The organism is Streptomyces sp. NPDC001401, assembly GCF_042895385.1.
GTDB lineage: Bacteria > Actinomycetota > Actinomycetes > Streptomycetales > Streptomycetaceae > Streptomyces.
In genome coordinates, this window is record NZ_JBIAWI010000012.1 from 16,066 (window position 1) to 34,147 (window position 18,082).

An 18,082-nucleotide genomic window follows, 5' to 3' on the forward strand; every position below is an offset into this window, starting at 1 on the left:
GTCAAGTACGGGAAGACATCGGCGCATGCGAGCCGACGTGATCCTCAACCAACGCTGGTCGGCGATGAGTTGTGCGCGCGGCGGGCCGCTCGTCGGTTGTCAGTCGGGCCGTTGGGTGCGGTTCTCGTGGGCGAGGCCGTCCGGGTGGGCAGCCATGCGCTCCCCGAGGGGAAGGACCAGGGCCCGCAGCAGCACAGGGGCCGACCGCCGTACGACCGTGGGATCCGACGGTCGACGGATCGCTCCGATGTCCTGCCATCCCCACGACAGGAAGGCGTCGCAGGCCAGGGCGTCGGCTTGGTCGACCAGGGTCGCCCCGAGCGAGGCGTGGTGGTCGGCGAGCAGGCGTTGCTGGAGTCGGCGGGCGAGGTCCTGGTCGTCCGTGTGGGGATGCACCACGATCTCGGTGATTGCGAAGACGTGTCCGGACACGGTGAGCTGTTCGACGCTCTGTGGCAAGGTCCCGTCGAACCCTCTCCACCATGTCCCGTCGCGCGGTACGGGGAATCCGTAGGCACACCCGGCGAAGGCCGTGTCCTCCGCGATCAGCAGGGCGAATCCGGCCCGCCGGATGTCGCCGGTGAGCCGCCGCAGAAACGCTTCCCGGCCGCGGTACTCCTGGCCTGCCTGCGCGCGGGAGGACTCCACGTACAGATCGGCCAGGTCCTCCCGCAGGGTCTCGGCCTGCCAGCGGTTCAGCCGGCGCAGACGTACCGCGTGGGCGGGAGTCGTTGTGCTTCGCTCACTCCGCGGCGGCTCGCGGCGGAGCGGGGCCGTCACGGCGCACCGTCCGCGGCAGCGGGAACACGACGTGATGGTGCTCGAACGGCGTGGAGGTCGTGGAGCAGGAAGCCGGAGCCGGTGATCTCGATGATGCGGGCCATGGTCGGTGGCGGACAGTGCAGCTGGAGGGTGGTTCCGGCATCGGTGGCCGTCCGGTGTGCCGCGAGGAAGGCGTTGAGTCCGCCGGCGTCGCAGAAGGGGACCGCCGTGAGATCGACGTCGACGATGCGGATGCCGTCGCGCATGCATGCGGCCAGGGCGGCGCTCACAAGCGGGGCGGTGGCCAGGTCGATCTCTCCTGCGAGGGTGATCAGGGTGCGGGTGGTGTGGTCGTGCCGGTGGACGTTCAGCTGGGGAAGGGGCATGGCTCCTCGGTTCGGGGTGTGGGAGCGGACGGCACTGTCGGAAGCCTGGTCGGCGGACCGGTCCGGGGTGGGGTGGAGATCAGCCGCCCGGCAGGCGGCCAGCTGCGGGCGGACGGCTCATCGGGCTCCTGGGCTCTGTGCCGTCCCCCCGCTCCATGACGTCCCCGATCCCGGGCAGTCCTGGCTCGGGGGAACAGGACACGGAAAGACCCCGGCCTGTCCTGTGCGATGCTGCGGCCGGGGTCCTGGGCTGCGGGCTGTTCGGTCAGTTCGGCCCGTTCGGTGACGGGCCGGGAGGGCCTGCCGGAAGGGCGAGGCTCACCCGGCTCCCTTACGGGTGCGGCGCCGGGGACGCAGCCGCCCGCGTCCGCCGTCGCGATGGTCGCGGCGGCCGGTTCTGCTCGCCCCGGCCCAGCCGTGAGCCTTCCGCGGAGCCGACGGAGCCGGTCCCGCGACAGGCATTCCGGAGCGGCCGTAGTGGAAGGCGGCGATGTGGTCGCTGTCCCGCGTGTTGAGCAGATGGATGAGGACCACCCCGAGAGCGATCATCGCAAGAATCACGAGCACCGTCACGAACGTCTCCACGGCCCTCACCTCCCCATCGGCTGATGCAGCAGCGCAGCGGTCACGGCCGGGATCCGTGGACGTGCGGCCGGATCGCGGACCGCATGTCCTCCTTCGGAGTCCCAGACCGCCTCCACGGCCCGGTCGGTCTCGGACACCGTCCGCAGGCGCGCCGCCTCCTCCATCAGCCGGCTCGCGGTCGACGTGCCCAGTGGGTCGCTCGCGGCGGACATCAACCAGGAGGCCGAGACGGGAGTCGTCTGCGGCGGGACCACGAGGAGGTTCCAGCGGCCCATGCGGTAGGAGAGCAACAGCAGTTCATGCGGGTCCTGCTCGGCCAGGAACCAGCCCACCTTCACCACATGCCCGGCGACGGGCACCTTGCGCGGGACGACCGGCCAGTGGGTGGGATTCACCGTGACCCGGGTGATCCGCCCCCACAGGGGATCCAGCACGTCGGTCAGAGAGGGGAGTTCCGCCACCAGATCGCGGGAGCGGGGCCACCAGGCGCCGTCCAGCAGAGCCGGTGCGGGACCGACGGGAGCCAGGGACAGGCGGAGGGAGGACGAGGAGGAACGGTCTTCGGCTTCGGCTGTCGGCGGGAGGGAAATGGTCGCAGTCATGACGCGAGCCCTGCCCCGGGCCGGTCGCAGCCGGCCCGGCATCTTCGATCGCCGAAAACGTCACAAGCATGGAAGCCCGTGCGCGAAATATCCTCGGTAGTTTCAGCGTACTCCTCGGGCAGGCCCAACGGACCGTTCGGTCGGCGGAGGAACCCGGTGCGCAGCTGCGCCCTCGGACGCCGTACTGCCCGTAGAAGCACCCAATGACGGCAGGGTGTTTCGGTCATACGATGACAAGTGGGTCGGGCCTCGTTGTACCACCGGCGGAGCGCGCAGACAGGGAGCAGGGCATGATCCGAGCAGCCGACATCCGTGAGTGGCGCAACCATGACGTGGTCGACCCGAACCAGCGCAGGATCGGCATGCTCGAAGCGGTCTACGTGGACACGGCCACCGACGAACCGGCCATGGCCACCGTCCGGACCGGGCTGCCCACCCGCCACCGCCTGGTCTTCGTCCCCCTCGACGGCGCGGTCCTCGGACCCGGCTACGTCAAGGTCTCCTACGACAGGAGGCAGGTACGGAAGGCCCCGTCGATCGGGACTGACGACGTGCTGCCGGCCGAGCAGGAGGAAGAGATCTTCCGGCACTACGACATGACGTACCGGCCGGGAGCAGGGGGCGAACGTCAGCTCGCACGCCGCTGACATGGCCTTCTTCGCGGTGCGGCTGTCCCGGCGCGCCAGACGGCGTCCTGTCCGCTGACGGCCGCCATGACTGGAGGGCGGCATGGTGGAGGGTGCGGGAGGTGAAGGGCGGTCGTGGCCGGCGGCCGGGCCGGGTTTCTGGCCGCGGGTCGTCGAGCAGCTGGGCACCGCCCTGATGGTGGTGGATCCGGTCGGACGGATCCTCGCCGTCAACCCGGCCGCCGAACGGCTGCTGGGCCGCGCCGCCCGCGCGATGCGCGGGATGGACGCGCACGAGCTGCTGCACCGGGATGCGGACGGCAGCACGCTTCTGCGGAAGCAGTGCCCGCTGCTCCAGTCGCTGGCCGAGGGGGCCGCCGCGCGCGGGGAGGGCGACAGTTATCTGCGCGGTGACGGTCGCCTGGTCACGATCTCCTGGTCCGCTTCTCCCCTGGCGGACGACGGCTCCTTCCAAGGCATGGCCGTGCTCTTCACCGACATCACGGGCGACCACGGCGCGCGCCGTGAACGTGCGGCCTATACGAGTGCGCTGGAGGACCTCAACGAGCGGCTGACGCTGGTCGCGGAGATCACCGACGTACTGGGCCAGACCCTGGAGACCGACGAAGCCCTCGCCCGGCTGGGCCGTCTGCTGGTTCCGCGCCTCGCCGACTGGGCGGCGGTGGACCTACGGGCCGGTTCCGGGCAGGTCCACCGGGTGACGGTGACCGGTCCCGCGGGCCGGGACGCCGGACTGGAGGGCGGGCGCGAGCACCTTCCCGAGGCCGTGGAAGGTGACCACTCGCCTCTTGTCCAGGTGCTGAACGGCGGTTCCCCCGTTCTGCGGCACGAGCAGCACGACACGGACACGCACGACACGGGGACGGCGGCAGCCCCGCCCGGCTCTCCCCTGTCCGCCGCCCACAGCGACTTCCTGCGGACGGTGCACGCGACGTCCGTCATCACGGTGCCGCTGGGCTCCAGACGGCAGATCACCGGCGCGCTGACGCTGGTGCGCACCGACCCGGCGCACCCCTTCGACACCGCCGATCTGGACGTGGTGAGCGACATCGGCCGCCGGGTCGGCCTGGTCATCGACAACGCCCGCCGGTACGGCCGCCAGCGCGCCGTCGCCGAGGCCATGCAGCGCAACCTGCTCGCCCCGCTGCCCCAGCCGGGCCGCCTGCGGCTGGCCGCCCGCTACCAGCCCGCTCCGGTCGGCTCCCAGGTCGGCGGCGACTGGTACGACGCGTTCGAGCTGAAGGACGGCGCGCTCGCGCTGGTCATCGGGGACGTCGTGGGCCACGATCTGACCGCGGCGGCCGGGATGGCCCAACTGCACGGCATCCTGCGATCCCTGGCCTGGGACCACACCGAACCGCCCGGCGCGGTCGTCGACCGCCTCGACGACGCCATGCCCGCCATCACCACCGTCCCGATGGCCACCCTCGTCCTCGCCCGGGTCGAAGGCCACCCGGACACCGGCCCATGGACACTGCGGTGGACCAGCGCCGGACATCCGCCGCCTCTCCTCCTGGCCCCCGGCGGACAGGCGCAGTACCTCGAAGCGGGACAGGGACTCGTCCTCGGCGCTCCCCCGGCCAGCGGCGCGAGCAGGCCCAACGCCACGCTGCCCCTGCCGCCGGCCTCCACCCTCCTGCTCTACACCGACGGCCTGATCGAGATCCCCGGCAGTGACCTGGACACCGGCCTGGGCCGGCTGCGCCGCCACGCCCTCGCGCTCGCCCACGCACCGCTGGACACGCTGTGCGACGAGCTGCTCGCCCGGATGCCGCCCGGCAGCACCGACGACGTGGCCCTCCTCGCCCTGCGGCTGCCGACGCCGTGACAGGGGGCGAGCTGCCCGGGCCCCGAGGACGGGCGAAAGCCGTCATCGTCGGAGCGTTGATGTCCGCGGGTTTCCGCCAGAAGACGGCGGGGCGGTGGCGCTGTTCAGCCGAGCGCGGACTTCACCAAGGAGGCCGCGGCCTTCATGCCGGCCTCGTTCGGGTGGTACGTGGTCCGTCCCGAGGCCGGCTTGTACTTCTCCACCCACGGGTCGGCCGCGCAGGCGTCGTGGCCGTGGCTGGCGGTGGCGAAGCGGACCAGGGTCGCGCCTGTGCGGTTCGCCGTGTCGATGTAGGCCTGCGCCAGGCGGGTGGCGACGGTGCGCTCGAAGATCCGCTGGTCGGCGGTGAGCGGTACGCCGGTGCAGCCGCCGGTGTCGGGCAGGAGGGTGGAGTAGCTCACCAGGAGGATGCGTGCCTGTGGGGCCCTGGCCTTGACGGCGTTCACGACATTCTCGATCTTCTGGCCCACCGTGCCGAGGGCCGTGTTGATCGCGCCCTGGTCCACGGTGCCGCAGTTCGTGCCGCCGCTGTTCTGGCAGGAGTACGTGACCATGCTGCCCAGGTAGTTGACGTCGTTGCCGCCGATGGTGATCGTGACCAGGTCGGTACCGCTGTTCACGGCATTGATCTGCGGCGGCTGCGAACCCTGGTTGGTGGTGAGGATGTTCGCCGTCGTGGCGCCGCTGCAGGTGACGTCCGTCAGGTTCGCCCCGATGTCGCGGGCCACGATGCTCGCGTAGTTGTTGGCCGACCGGCTGCACGCCGCCGCCCCGCTGCTCGACTGCAGCGGCGGGATGCTCGGTCCGGCGGCGAAGGAACTGCCCATCGCGACGTAGTCGACACCGGCCGCCGTGTTGGAGGCGGTCCCCGCCTGAGCGGTCTTCGTGGTGACCGAGTCGGCGGTCAGGGCCAGTTGGGCCTTCGACTGCTGGACCTTCGACTGCCGGCCGGCGCCGTCCGCTGTGGCGCTGCCGCCGCAAGCCGTGAGGGTGAGGGCACCGACGACCAGGGCCGCACAGGCCATCAGGGCGTTTCGTCGGCGTGTGTCCGTTGCCACAAGCTGCTCCTGTCTTCATGGTTCATGGGGTGTGGCCCGCTCCGGTTCTGCCAGAGGAGAGCACGCAGTGCCGCATGCTCAACTCACGGTCGGGCATGGAGAGTTCAGACGGCGTGGCCGCGGCGGAGGACCCCTGCCTCCTCCGCCAGGCGGCCCGTGCTGCCCATGACGATGACCTGGAAGGCCGCGCCGAAGTAGGCGGTTACGGCGGTTACGAAGCGGGAGATCCTGCGGGTGCTGCTACGCATGGTGGGTTGCCTGCCTTCCGGGTCCGTGAGGTGCTGTACGTCGAACGGGCGCTCAGGTGGTGGCGTCGCTCATCGACTGCTGCCAGTACGTGACCTTGATCGAGTCGTCGATGTAGGCGCCCTTGGCGGGCAGCGACGGGTGGGCGGCGGTGCCGACGTTCCCGCTCATGGAGCGACCGTAGAAGTAGACGGTCAGGGACTTCGCGGTGCGGCCGTTCGTGCTGCTGCCGTCGGTGGCGGACAGGCTGATGGCCGCGTAACCGGACTGGCCCGGCTCGAGCGTGACGACTGCCTGCGGCTGCGAGTCCTCGATGACCGGGGGCTCGGACTGGGCATCGGTGAACTGGACGCTCGGGTAGCCGTAGAGGAAGCAGGCTTTGCTGCCGGTGTTGGTCACCGTGAGCAGCATGTGGTTCACGGGGCGGGTCAGCGGGGCCGCGACCGTCTTGGTGTTGGACCCCTCACAGGTGACCGGCTTGCCTGACGAGCCGGGCGCCTTCGACGCGGAGGCGCCGGCGGCGGGCTTCGAGCCGGCGGTGGTGGACCTGCCGCCGGAGGAGCCCGTCGAACCCGTGGAGCCGGTCGAACCCGTGGAGTTGGAGTCCGCGCCCGAGGAGGCCGCACCGGACGAAGGGCTCGTGGAGGTGCTCGCCGCTGCGCCCTCGTCGTGGGCGCCCGCTCCGTCGTTGCAGGCGGTCAGGGAGAGCGCGGCGAGAACGGCGGTCACGGCGGCGGCTGCGAGACGGGTGCGGGAGGTGCGGAGATCGGACATGTTGCTGTGCCCCTTCGGTGCTCGGGTGGCGGTGGTGATCGGATGACCGAAGCTTGTGAGGTGATCCGTCCCAACCGCCACGCCCAGCCGGGTGTTGGGGACGCTGGAACGCCGAAATGCACTTTGACCAGCGAGAACACAGTCACCCTGGAACGGGTGAATGGGATGCGGGGACTGCGGGGAACAGGTTGAGCAGCTCACCACGAACGCCCCGGGGGACGGGTCAGGGGTTCCAGTGGACGCTGGTGAACGCGCGGTCGAAGCGTCGCGCGGCCAAGTCCTCGCGCTGGATCACCCAGTGGACGGTGGCGCTCTCCCAGCCCTGCACGTCCATGCCGGCCACCCAGTCGGCCAGGAGTACCCAGTCCGAGACGTCACCCGAAACCGGTCCGTCCCCCCAGCCTGCTTCCGCGGCTTTCACCGCACTGTCCACGGCGTGAGCGACCGGGTCGTTGTCGATGGCCTCCTCATCGGCGTATCCCCCGATCTGCAGCGGCCCCTCGGGGGCGATGTCCGCACGGGTGCTCTCCCAGACCGCGACGAGTTCCTCGGAGCGGGGATGCCCGGGATGCGGCCCGCCCCACGGCATACCGGGCTGTACGACCGACTTGTGGCAGGGCAGCGACACATTGGCCGTCGCCCGCAGCGGGCCCTGCGGGAACTGCGCGAACATCGCCTCGTCGTCATCCCAGTCGGAGGAGTTCCAGGCGTGCTTGTCCCGTTCGGCCACGGCCGTGCCGACGGGGACGTACACCACGCTGCCCATGGTTTCGTCATCGCCCTCGGTCTCGGGGAAGGCGAAGAGCAGCAGTTGGCCGTCGGGAGGCAGAGGCAGGTCCGTCGCATCGGCGGGCAGGGCCGCGAGGTCGATGGAGGCGACGAAGGGATGGGCGAGGTCCGGGGCATCGGCCGGAAGCAGGAGCGGACCGCCGAATCGGCCCACGACCGGCCCGTCCCCGCCCCGCGTCAGCGTCGCACAGGGGCGGGCGGTGGCCAGCCATCGCTCCGCGTCGTCGGCCGGTATGCCCCGCTCAACTGCCTTGTCACGGAAGGGACTTAACCGGTCCCACATCTCAGGAGTCATGGGCACACCGTAAGGGGAGGCCCTGACACAGCCGCTTCGAAGCCGCGGCGGGCAGCCGAGGAGCCGCACCTGATTTCATGCGGCCGGCGTCTCGCCTGCCCGGTCCGCGACCCCGACATCCAGCAGCGCCTCGTCCGCCGAACCCAGGAAGTCGAGTGACTTCTTGTCGAAGACCCAGACCGAGCGGCCGTCGCGCTCCTTGAAACTCAGGCCGATGCCGGAGCGGCCGGTGTAGTCCTTGGCGTCGGTGACGACCGAGACGCCCGGGATCTTCGCGGCCGCGCGGTAGAGCGCGGCGTCCAGTTCGGGCAGGAGCGTGGCGTCGGGCAGCATGTCGCCGATCTTCTCCAGGGCCGCGCTCTGCCTGGTCCGCCCCTCCCCCTTCGTACCGGCGTAGATCTTCTCCAGCAGCGCATCGGGGTCGGTGGGCAGCGCCTGAAGCTCACGGAACGTGGTGACGTTCGGGTCGCGGCTCAGCCTCATGTCGTGAGTGCCCTTCGAGTACGAGGAGAACGGGTCCCGGGGCCGGAACGGCGGACCCACCAGCACCGTGACCCGGCGCAGTCCTGAGCGCTTGCCGTCGACGGCGGTCCAGCTCGCTTCGCGCAGGATCCGGATGTCGTTGTCCGAGAACTTCATGGAGCCCTGAGTGCGGACATAGATGTACTGGTCGTCCCTGACGGGCACGGTCTTCTTCGCGGCGGCGACCTCGGCGATGCGATCGAGCAGGTCGACCGCGTCCGCATCGGTCGTGGCGGTCCTGGACCCGACGGCGCCGGCAAGGACCGCGGCGACGACCGCTGCCGCCGTGGCGAGGGGTACGGCGATGACGGCGAATCGGCGGCGGGGGGCGCGCGCTCGTCGGCCGGGTGCAGGTGCCGTCGCGACGTCCAGGAATTCCGGGGCGGCCGGCTCGGCGATGTCTCTGAACTCCCTGAACTCGGTGAGCTCTCTCATCAGATGGTCCTTCAGCAGGTCGTGGCGGTCGCTCGTCAGGACCGGCTCACCCGGGCTCGGCAGCAGCCTGGCCAGTTCCTCGTGCTCTTCGGGGTTCATCGGTGCTTCTCCTGTGTCGAGCGGGCCGTTTCGGGACGGCCACCCGGTACCTGTCCGGTGCGCGGGCCGAGTCCCGGCCTTTCCTGCTGGGGTGGAACACCCGGTGTCGCGGCGGCACTTGGCTCCACCGGGTACTCGGCCGGCCGCCCGGCGGACGTGCGCCGGGCCAACTCCGCCTCCGACAAGGTCCGTAGACGCTGCCTTGCGCGGCAGCGAGCCGCTCGGCTTTCTCCATACGGCCGACGAGGTCGTCGGCGAAGTCGGGCAGGGTGTCACGGTCCGCCGGGCGGTTGGGGAGCCGGGCGAGCGCGGCGCTGTGCCGGCGGGCGGCGCGGCGCGTGTTGCGCAGAACGTTGGTGGCGATGCCGTACAGCCAGGGGCGCAGTCCGTCGCCGTCGGGCAGGTCGGCGTCTTCGTCCAGGGTCGCGGCTTCGGGTCTCAGCTTCTCCCTGAGCCGCCAGGCTTCCAGGAAGGTCAGGGACACCACGTCCTCCGCAGTGCCCCGGTCTGCCGACAGCCGGGCGGCATGACCGTAGACGGCCCGGGCATGCGCGGCGAACAGTTCGGCGAAGGCTTCCGGATCACCGGCGCGTATCCGGTCACGCAGGGAAAGTTCCACAACCAGCCCTGTCCGCTCGGCACTCGTCGTCTCTGTGGCGACGATCACACCACGAGCGGATCCTCGAACTAGCCCCGTGTGCGAACGCAAGAACAACCGGCCCGGCCGACACCCGCCCTCAAGAGCGGTCGGCCAAGGTCAACAGCGGTGCGATACCGCACTCCCGACCGCTACGCCAGAGCACATACGGTCAGGTCAGAGGCTATCTGACCTCGAAAGCGCCGTCACTTCCCAAGCTGAGAGTGCGAGTTCGATTCTCGTCACCCGCTCTTATTGAAGCCTTAGGCCAGCGGCCCGGGGCTTGCGTGTTGGTGCGCCGTTCCGGCATTTCACTGACGGCCCTGCACACAAAGGGGGGCCGGAGTCCGCAGTTCGTGCACTCCGCGGGAGCCCGCCGCGAGCGCGAGGTCGAACTCGGCCCGCAGTGCCTCTTCCCACGGCACCGTGGTGATGCCCAGGCTCCGCAGGAACTCGGTGACCCCGCTGCCGAAGGCATGTAGTGCGACCGTGAAGACCAGCTGAATGCGCAGGTCGGTCTCCAGCAGCTCGAAAACCTCGCGCAGTCGTTGGGCGAAGGTCACTGTGTGCACGACCACCAGGACCCTCTTGCAGTCCCGTACCGTCAGCCAGTGTCCCTGCTCGATCAGTGCTGGTTTCGTCGTTTGGACAGACACTCGATCCCCCCGTCGCTCGTCGCTGCGTACAACAGACGACAGAGGGGTTCCCCATACGCACGGCGCTTTCCTTGCATGCCTCTTGCAACACCCTTGCCCTGGTGTGCGGCGCATGGCAGGGAGTTGTCGGGCTTGCGGGCGCACGGTCGAGGGCGGAGGCGAGGCGGTTACGGTCGTAGCCCGGCACCGGGGCGATCCCATTCAGGACCATCCGTCGTCCAGCCATTTCTGTCCCCGCAAGGGCACATGCAGCGGCGCTCGCACGAACTCCCACTCAGAGTCCGACAGCTCATGGTGACGTATCACCGGACCATGACCCATCAGCCAAGTTCTTTCGCCGCCAGACCCTGGGCGGACGCCGGCACGAAGACCGTCTGCGAGGTGGCCGACCGGAAGTTGTTGTCAGCGTCGAAGACGGCCCGGTAGTAGCCGGCACCGCTCTGGTCCAGGTCGGCGGCGAAATCGTTGCCGCTGCCGCTCCAGGAAGCCTCGACCGTGGTGAGCGTCGACCAGTTCGCGCCGTCGGGCGAGTACTGGATGTGGACGTTGATCGTGGCGGGCGTCCAGCCGTCGGGGAAGTCGATGAGCCCCTCGGCGTGGACCTGTCCCGTGTCGGAGCGGGCGGCCGTGAAGGCCGTGAACTTCGACGCCCGGTGCACGTGGACGACGTCGCTCGTACCGGTGCCGGCCTGGAGGAACGGGTCGTCCGAGGTGTCCAGGGCGAGCTGGAAGTAGCCGCCCTGCCACGGCGTGTAGTCCATCGTGAAGGTGCCGTCGTCAGCGGTGGTGAAGCGGCCCACGAGGTCGGTCTGCGCGTCGTCGGGGCCGAACAGGACGCCCCCGGAGTACCCGGCCAGCGGCACCCAGCCGTCCGCGGTCTTCTGCTCGACCTTGACGCTCAACGTGACTGGCTTGCCGAAGTCGACGTCGGTGGAACTCACCGTGGACGTGAAACGGGTGGGAATCTGGTCGACACCGATCTGAACCGGCTCCGACTCCCCGTACAGCACCGTCGGCGTGCCACCGTCCATGCTGAACACGGCCTGGACGGGCGCGGCGGCGTCGAGCCGCACCGAGGCTGTGAAGTGCCCCTGGTCGTCGGTGGTCACCGTGGCATGCGTCGAGTAGTCGACGTTGATCTCGACCTGGCGTGCCGCAAGCGGCTTCACCTGACGGGTCGGCCAGCGCCCGTACAGCGTCCCCTCGACCTGCACGTCACGGTGTTCCCGGTCTATGGCGGTGCGGTCGACGGTGAGCGCGCCGAATTTCGCTGCGACGTAGTAGGCGAAATCGCCCGCGGACTGGCTCAGCACATGACCGCCGGCGGCATCCGTCACGTCCACGTCGATGCGGTAGGAGCCGAACTCCGGCAGCTTCATAGGCTTCTTGGTACGCCAGTTGCCGTCCTGACGGGTGCCGGAGAAGAGCCGGAAGTCCTTGGTCCCGATCTCGGCGACTTCGGTGTGCGAGGTGTACGAGACCAGGCGCGCCGTGATGCCCGTGATGTCGGCCCCGGACCGGGCACTGATCTGCAGGGTCCCGAGGTCGTCCGACACGCTCCCCGCGTAGGTGACCTCCGGCTGGTCCGCGGCGTGCGCGGCTGTCACGCCTCCCATGCCGAGCGCGACGGCCGCGACGGCCGCCGTGACCCATCTGCGTATCCTCCACAGCAACACTCTCGATCCCCACCCTCTGACGCGTTCGAGACGGCGGGGGCCCTCTCCGGAACGCCCGCCCGACCGTCCGTCTTTATATCGACCGCTCAGCACGGACGCGCGGCAATTAGCAGCAGGCGCAGGACTTCGACGCAGCCAAGTGCACCTGGACAGTGAGAACTCCCGGGTGCGCGCATCCGTCGGCCGCCGCGGCGGTACGGTGTGCGGCAGTCGATCGTCCGTTCTGCGATCGCTGACCAATGAGGGGGATCCATGAAGCACCGCCGCCCGCGCCACCGTCGCAGAGTGATCGCCAGAGCGGTCGGTACGGCCAGTGCGCTGGCCGCCGCCCTGGGTGCGGGGATGACGCCGGCGATGGCCGCCGGGAAGACGACCGACAAGCCTGCGGCCACCGGGTTCTCGCCCGACCAGCCCGACCAGCCCGACGCGAACACTCCCTGGGCGCCCGAGAACGACGCGGCACCGCTGAACTCCAAGGCCGTGCACCCTGATGCCTTCGCGTCCGGCCGCACGGGCGCGTCCGCACTCCAGCTCACCATGCCCGCGCCGACCGGCCGATACAGCGTGGGCATGGTCGGCCTGCACCTCGTCGACAAGTCCCGTATCGACCCGTACGTGCCCGGCAACAAGCCGCGCGAGGTCATGGTGTCGCTCTGGTACCCGACCGTCGCCCCGTCCGGGCACTATCAGGCGCCGTGGATGCCGTCGATCTCCGGCTCCCACTTCCTCGCCACGCGCGGACTGAGCCCGCAGCAGGTGACCCTGCCGAGGACCGCGGGCCATGTCCTCGCCCCGGTGGACACCGCGCTGGGCAAGCTGCCCGTCCTGCTGTACTCGACCGGGCTGCACTCGGACCGCGCGATGGGCACGGCGCTCGCGCAGGATCTCGCCAGCCGCGGCTACCTCGTCGTCACCGTCGACCACACCCACGACGCCAACGAGGTGCAGTTCCCGGGGAACCGGCTCGAGGTCAACGCCATGGCGCCGGGCACCCACTCCTCCGACACCCTCAAGGTGCGCGCGGCCGACATCCGCTTCGTCATCAACCAGCTCGGCACGATCAGCAGAGGCGGCAACCCGGACCCCGGCCACCCCACGCTCCCCAAAGGGCTGTCGGGCGCCGTGGACATGTCCCGCATCGGGATGTTCGGCTGGTCGCTGGGCGGCGCGGCGGTCGACACCGCCATGCAGCTCGACCACCGTATCGCCGCAGGTGCCAACCTGGACGGCCAGTTCTTCGGGACGGCGCCGAGCAAGGACCTGGACCGTCCTTTCATGCTCTTCAGCTCCGGCGGCCACAACCGCAACAACGACGGGTCGTGGCGGACCCTGTGGTCGCATCTGAAGGGATACCGGGTCGACGTCCAGCTTCATGGCGCGGCGCACCTGTCGTTCAGCGACAACGAGTGGCTTGTGCCACAGGTGGCGCCCCTGCTCGGGCTCTCCCAGGCCCAGGTCCAGCAGCAGTACGGCACGATCGACCCGAACCGCGCGATCCAGATCCAGCGCGTCTACCTCGCCGCCTTCTTCGACCAGGAGCTGCGCCACCAGCACCGCACCGTGCTCGACGGGCCCGACAGGAACTACCCGGAAATCTCCTTCGTCCGCTGACCGGGCACCCCGAAGGGCGGGCCCTGTCTGCGGGCCCGCCCTTCGTCGTGCCGGGAGTGGTGACACAGGGACGAAAGTGTGATGTTTATGTGAGTGCCTGAGGCTAGAGTGTTCGTTTGGTCGAACGTTAGAGCGCTCGGCGCCAGTTGAGAGAGGATCCGCTGCCCTGCCCACCGCCCCCCGGGCGCCGCGCCGACACCGCATCCGCCGCCGCGCCGATATGCCACTTCTCGGCGGGGTGCGCCCGCCGATCGCCTCGCTCGTCCTCCTGCTGCTGGTGGTCGCCGCCCTGACCGTCGTCGGCCTCGGCGACGTCCACGCCGAGCGGGTGCCACAGGCCGTGCAGAACGGTGAGCAGCAGATCGCCGCGGACACCGCGCTGTCGGTGCGCACCACGATCGACGTCGAGGCGAGCACGGTGCGCCGTACGGCCGCCGCGTACCCGGCGACGAGCACATCGACCCCCGCGACCACGCTCAAGGCGCTGACCTCTGCCAGGAAGGCCGTCCTCGGCAGTGCACTGCTCGACTCCCACACCGGCAAACTGCTGGCAGCCGGCGGCAGGCCGGTGCCACTGGCCGGAGTGGACGCCGCCAGGCTGACGTCCGGGCACGGCGCGATCCCGCCCCGGCTGGTGACCTCGAGCGGCACGCGGCAACTGCTGTACTTCGCCAAGGTCACGCTGCCCGCGCAGCAGGAGGACGCCAACCAGGACCAGACGGCCCCGAGCCGCGCCGAGCGGCAGTGGCTGCTGGCGGTCTCCGAGGCGCTCCCGGCCCTCACGGCGTACGGCGACGGGCGCACCGCCGAAGTGCTGGACGCGAGCGGCACGGCGCTCGCCACCACGGCCCACGGCACGACGTCGCCGGCCGCGGCGGACAGCGGTCTGCCCACGGCGGCGGCCCGCGCGGCGCACGGGTCGGGTCAGGACAACGACGCCTCGGGCAGCCTGCTGGGCGCCACCACGGGCAGCCGGCGCACGGTGGCCGGCTGGGCCCAGGTCGCCTCGGCCACCGGCCCGGGCGACACCGACGGCCTCGGGCTGGTGGTGCTCACCTCCTCGGCGGTTCCCATGGCGACCGCCGCCGCCGACTACTCGCGCTTCGCGCTGCAGGCCGCAGGGGCGCTGGCCGGGATCGCACTGCTGCTCGGGCTGGCGCTGCACTACTCCGTGCAGCGGCCGCTGCTGCGGCTGTATCTGTCCGCCGACCGCCTGGCCCGGGGTGCGACCGAGGGCGGGCCCGCCGCGTGGCAGGAGCTCGCCCGGCCGGTTCCGGTGCATGGCTTCGGGGAACTGGCCCGGATCGGGCGGGCACTGGAGTCGCTGCGCCGGCAACTGCTCGGCGAGAGCGGCCCGCAGGAGTTCCCGGCACGGCGGGGGCCGGGCTACAGGGCGCTGGCCGCGGCCTGCGCGGTGCTGGTGGCCGGCTGGGCGGTACCGATGATCTTCCTGCTGAACCGGGCGGACACCGCGACCGCGGTTCCGGCTGCGGTCGTCGCCGAACAGCAGGCGCGCACCGAGATCGCGACGAACCGGATCCGGCAGTCCTTCGACCAGTCGTACACCGACCTGAGCGAGGTGGCCGCGAGCCTGCCGGGCCGGAGCCGGGACGCCCAGACCGAGGTTCTGAAGCGCACTCTCGCCGACCACAGGCGCTTCCGCTCGCTGTATCTGCTCGACCGCTCCGGCGACATCGCGCTGCGGGTGGGCGACACTCCGCTGCGCACCCTCGTCCATGTGCCCGGCGGCAGCGGGATCACCACGGTCAACACCTCGGGCCGGATCCCGGCGATCGCCGCCTACGCCCAGGTCCGGGCCGTGAAGGGCAAGGCACGGGCGGCCGGCGTGGTCCTTTTCGGCGAGATCGACGTGAACACGCTCAACGCCGGCCTGGCCAGGCCGAAGCTGGGCAGCGTCTGGGTGACGGACGGCAATGACAGGGTGCTGGCGGCGAGCGTGGGCTACCGCGCCTTCCAGGCGCTGCCCGACTCCGGCCTGACCCGACTCGCCCGCGCCACCCAGGGCGCCCCGGGTACCGCGGGCACCGCGACCTCGGCGGTGCTCTCCTCGTCCTCCGGCCCGTCGGTCGACGCCGCCGCGCCGCTGGCGCAGAGCGGTCCGACGGCCCGCCTGCGCTGGCACGTGGTGACCGCAGAGCCCGCGGCGGCGCTTCAACTGCCCGCGGTGCAGGCCGAGCAGCGCACCATGCTCGCCGGGATCCTGGCCTTCACGCTGGGCGTGGTCTGCCTGGGCTGGCTGCACGTCGTGGTGGTCCGGCCGCTGCGCAGCGTCGCCCTGCTCGTCGAGCGGCTCGCCGGCGGGGACCGCCGCACCGTGCTGCACCCGGTCAACCATGACGAGGTCGGCTCGGTCACCCGCAGCCTGGAACTGATGCGCCAGGCCCTGGCGGAACGCGGCCGGGCGGGCAGATCCGGCCACGCCGGATCCGGCCACGCCGCCGGCCCCGCCGGGCCCCGGCGTGAGTACACATCTCAGCGGTAGAAGGACGGAATCGGCGTGCTCTTCCTCTATGTCATAGTCCTGCTGTGCTGCGCCGCGCTGTGGGCCGCCGGAATCCTGGAGCAGAAGCGGCACTTCGACTCGCTGGACCAGATACCGACGCGGGTGCTGGTCAACGGCATCCGCGGCAAGAGTTCGATCACCCGGCTGTGCGCGGGCGCGCTGCGCGGCGGCAGCCTCGTCACGGTGGCCAAGACCACCGGCACCGCGGCCCGGTTCATCCATCCGGATGCCACCGAGGAGCCGATCTACCGCAAGTTCGGAATCTCCAACATCGTCGAGCAGATCGGCATCGTGCGGCGGGCGGCGACCTACCGGCCGGACGCGCTGGTGATCGAGTGCATGGCGGTGATGCCCGCGCTGCAGGAGATCAACCAGGAGAAGCTGATCCGCTCCACCATCGGCGTGCTGTGCAACGTCCGCGAGGACCATCTGGAGGAGATGGGGCCGACGCTGGACGATGTCGCCCGCTCGCTCTCCCGCTCGATGCCGGTGGGCGGGGTGTGCGTGACGGCGGAGAAGGACCGGCTGCACATCCTCCAGGAGGAGGCCGACAAGCGGAACTGCCGCCTGATCCCGGTCGATCCGGAGACGGTGACCGACGCCGAGCTGCGCGGCTTCAGCTGGTTCACCTTCAAGGAGAACGTGGCGATCGCGCTCGCAGTCGCCGAACTGCTCGGCGTGGACCGGCAGACCGCGATGCAGGGCATGTGGGACGCGCCGCCCGACCCGGGTGTGCTGTCGGTCGAGCGCTACCTCACACCCGACGGCAAGAAGCTGCGCTTCGCCAACGTCTTCGCGGCCAACGATCCCGAGTCGACGCTGATGAACGTCAAACAGCTGGAGGATCTGGGCGCGATCAGGCGGCCGCTCAACGTGGTCATCAACTGCCGCCCGGACCGGGTGGAGCGCAACGGCCAGATGGGCGCGATCGTCCCCGACCTCGGCGCCGAGACGGTGTTCCTGATCGGCCATCCGACCAAGAGCGCCCGCGATGCCATTCCGGCCGGCTTCACCGGGCGGGTGGTGGATCTCGGCGGTGACCGCCGGGACCCCGACGAGCTGACCGCGGCGATGCTCGCGGAACTCGGCCCGGCCTCCTCGCTGGTGGCGATCGGCAACATCCACGGCCAGGGCGAGCTGTTCCTGGAATGCCTCGCCGAGCTGCCGCTGGACGAATCCGAGGAGCAGCTCGACGCCATCCCCGGCGGCGACGGACTGGACCAGGAGACCATGCAGATCGCGCTGGCCCGGCCGCGGGTCGCGACGGCCCGGCCACCCGAGCCGGAGCCGTATCGCTGGGTGGCGCCGCTGGAGACACCGGCACACGGCTTCCACGTCCCGCGGCAGCGCGAGCCCGCCCGCGAGTTCGCCGCCCGCCCCGGCCAACCCGACGGCGGAAGCGCCGAAGACGACCCGCGCCACCCCTACGATCCCCACCAGCCCTCGAGGAACCGCAAGTGATCCCCGCCACCCTCACCCCACAGACCGCCGCGCTCGGGATCGCCCTGGGGCTGGTCTTCTCGCTCGTCTGCTATCTGACGACCAACCTCTCCCCCGGGGGAATGATCACCCCGGGCTGGATCGCCCTCACACTCGTCACCGACGTCGAGATGGCCGGGCTGATGGTCGGCGTCGCGGCGCTCACGTACTTCGCGACGAAGCTGCTCCAGCGCACGGTGATTCTCTACGGCAAGCGGCTGTTCGCCGCCGTGGTGCTGTGCGCGGTGCTGATGCAGACCACCGTGATGCTCGCCCTCAGCCACGAGTTTCCGCTGCTGTACACGTCACAGACGCTCGGCTTCATCGTCCCCGGCCTGGTCTCCTACCAGATGACCCGCCAGCCGCTGGCGGCCACGGTCATCTCGACCACGGCGGTGACGCTGGTCACGTACGTGGTGCTGGTCTCCGGACTGTTGCTCGGGGCCCTGCCCACCGGCTGACCTGCCCATC

The 18,082-nt window shown here is 70.6% G+C and carries 18 protein-coding genes; 6 read left to right on the top strand and 12 right to left on the bottom strand.

All coding sequences use genetic code 11. From position 1 onward, the window contains the following. Positions 1-99 precede the first annotated feature (99 nt). The 4 genes from ACFY10_RS33660 to ACFY10_RS33675 form a co-directional block, all read right to left on the bottom strand. Positions 100-780: a hypothetical protein gene (locus ACFY10_RS33660; RefSeq protein ID WP_390669021.1), complete on the bottom strand. Its 681-nt coding sequence runs from the start codon at positions 778-780 to the stop codon at positions 100-102. Then, positions 777-1,148, bottom strand: coding sequence for an STAS domain-containing protein (locus ACFY10_RS33665; RefSeq protein ID WP_390669022.1), 372 nt, complete (start codon positions 1,146-1,148; stop codon positions 777-779). The genes ACFY10_RS33660 and ACFY10_RS33665 overlap by 4 nt, the downstream gene beginning before the upstream one ends. Positions 1,149-1,466: 318 nt before the next feature. Further along, positions 1,467-1,733, bottom strand: a complete 267-nt coding sequence (locus ACFY10_RS33670) for a hypothetical protein (RefSeq protein WP_390669023.1) — start codon at positions 1,731-1,733, stop codon at positions 1,467-1,469. Between the two features lie 5 nt (positions 1,734-1,738). Then, positions 1,739-2,335: a DUF5994 family protein gene (locus ACFY10_RS33675; RefSeq protein WP_390669024.1), complete on the bottom strand. Its 597-nt coding sequence runs from the start codon at positions 2,333-2,335 to the stop codon at positions 1,739-1,741. A 290-nt stretch (positions 2,336-2,625) separates the two neighbouring features. Here ACFY10_RS33675 and ACFY10_RS33680 point away from each other — a divergent pair, with 290 nt between their 5' ends. Together ACFY10_RS33680 and ACFY10_RS33685 are read left to right on the top strand one after the other, a co-directional pair. After that, positions 2,626-2,982, top strand: a complete 357-nt coding sequence (locus tag ACFY10_RS33680) for a PRC-barrel domain-containing protein (protein ID WP_390669025.1) — start codon at positions 2,626-2,628, stop codon at positions 2,980-2,982. A gap of 82 nt (positions 2,983-3,064) precedes the next feature. Continuing rightward, positions 3,065-4,810, top strand: coding sequence for a SpoIIE family protein phosphatase (locus tag ACFY10_RS33685; protein WP_390669026.1), 1,746 nt, complete (start codon positions 3,065-3,067; stop codon positions 4,808-4,810). A gap of 104 nt (positions 4,811-4,914) precedes the next feature. Here ACFY10_RS33685 and ACFY10_RS33690 read toward each other — a convergent pair whose 3' ends face one another. The 8 genes from ACFY10_RS33690 to ACFY10_RS33725 form a co-directional block, all read right to left on the bottom strand. Beyond that, positions 4,915-5,868 carry an SGNH/GDSL hydrolase family protein gene (locus ACFY10_RS33690; RefSeq protein ID WP_390669027.1) on the bottom strand — a complete coding sequence of 318 codons (954 nt, stop codon included), beginning with the start codon at positions 5,866-5,868 and terminating at the stop codon, positions 4,915-4,917. Between the two features lie 104 nt (positions 5,869-5,972). Continuing rightward, positions 5,973-6,116, bottom strand: coding sequence for a hypothetical protein (locus ACFY10_RS33695; protein WP_390669028.1), 144 nt, complete (start codon positions 6,114-6,116; stop codon positions 5,973-5,975). Between the two features lie 52 nt (positions 6,117-6,168). Further along, positions 6,169-6,888, bottom strand: coding sequence for a DUF4232 domain-containing protein (locus ACFY10_RS33700; protein WP_390669029.1), 720 nt, complete (start codon positions 6,886-6,888; stop codon positions 6,169-6,171). Positions 6,889-7,111: 223 nt separating this feature from the next. After that, a complete protein-coding gene (locus ACFY10_RS33705) occupies positions 7,112-7,972 on the bottom strand; it encodes a DUF1963 domain-containing protein (protein ID WP_390669030.1) in 861 nt (286 codons plus the stop codon). Between the two features lie 75 nt (positions 7,973-8,047). Continuing rightward, positions 8,048-9,028 (bottom strand): CU044_5270 family protein, encoded by a 981-nt coding sequence (locus ACFY10_RS33710; protein WP_390669031.1) that lies wholly within the window; start codon positions 9,026-9,028, stop codon positions 8,048-8,050. Then, positions 8,976-9,695 (bottom strand): RNA polymerase sigma factor, encoded by a 720-nt coding sequence (locus tag ACFY10_RS33715; protein WP_390669032.1) that lies wholly within the window; start codon positions 9,693-9,695, stop codon positions 8,976-8,978. The genes ACFY10_RS33710 and ACFY10_RS33715 overlap by 53 nt, the downstream gene beginning before the upstream one ends. Positions 9,696-9,976: 281 nt before the next feature. Continuing rightward, a complete protein-coding gene (locus tag ACFY10_RS33720; RefSeq protein ID WP_390669033.1) occupies positions 9,977-10,321 on the bottom strand; it encodes a hypothetical protein in 345 nt (114 codons plus the stop codon). A 320-nt stretch (positions 10,322-10,641) separates the two neighbouring features. Beyond that, positions 10,642-11,937, bottom strand: a complete 1,296-nt coding sequence (locus tag ACFY10_RS33725) for a hypothetical protein (protein ID WP_390669263.1) — start codon at positions 11,935-11,937, stop codon at positions 10,642-10,644. Between the two features lie 345 nt (positions 11,938-12,282). Between ACFY10_RS33725 and ACFY10_RS33730 the strand changes: the two genes are divergently transcribed. The 4 genes from ACFY10_RS33730 (at position 12,283) to ACFY10_RS33745 (ending at position 18,072) form a co-directional block, all read left to right on the top strand. Beyond that, the gene (locus tag ACFY10_RS33730) at positions 12,283-13,608 is read left to right on the top strand and encodes an alpha/beta hydrolase family protein (protein WP_390669034.1); all 1,326 of its coding nucleotides are present in this window, start codon (positions 12,283-12,285) and stop codon (positions 13,606-13,608) included. A gap of 220 nt (positions 13,609-13,828) precedes the next feature. Beyond that, complete coding sequence (locus ACFY10_RS33735) at positions 13,829-16,111, top strand: HAMP domain-containing protein (protein WP_390669035.1); 2,283 nt, start codon at positions 13,829-13,831, stop codon at positions 16,109-16,111. 15 nt (positions 16,112-16,126) lie between these two features. Next, a complete protein-coding gene (pgsB, locus tag ACFY10_RS33740; RefSeq protein WP_390669036.1) occupies positions 16,127-17,593 on the top strand; it encodes a poly-gamma-glutamate synthase PgsB in 1,467 nt (488 codons plus the stop codon). Then, entirely contained in the window at positions 17,590-18,072 is a 483-nt protein-coding gene (locus ACFY10_RS33745) for a poly-gamma-glutamate biosynthesis protein PgsC/CapC (protein ID WP_390669037.1), read from the top strand. Before pgsB ends, ACFY10_RS33745 begins: the two co-directional genes overlap by 4 nt. The last annotated feature ends 10 nt before the right edge of the window (positions 18,073-18,082 follow it).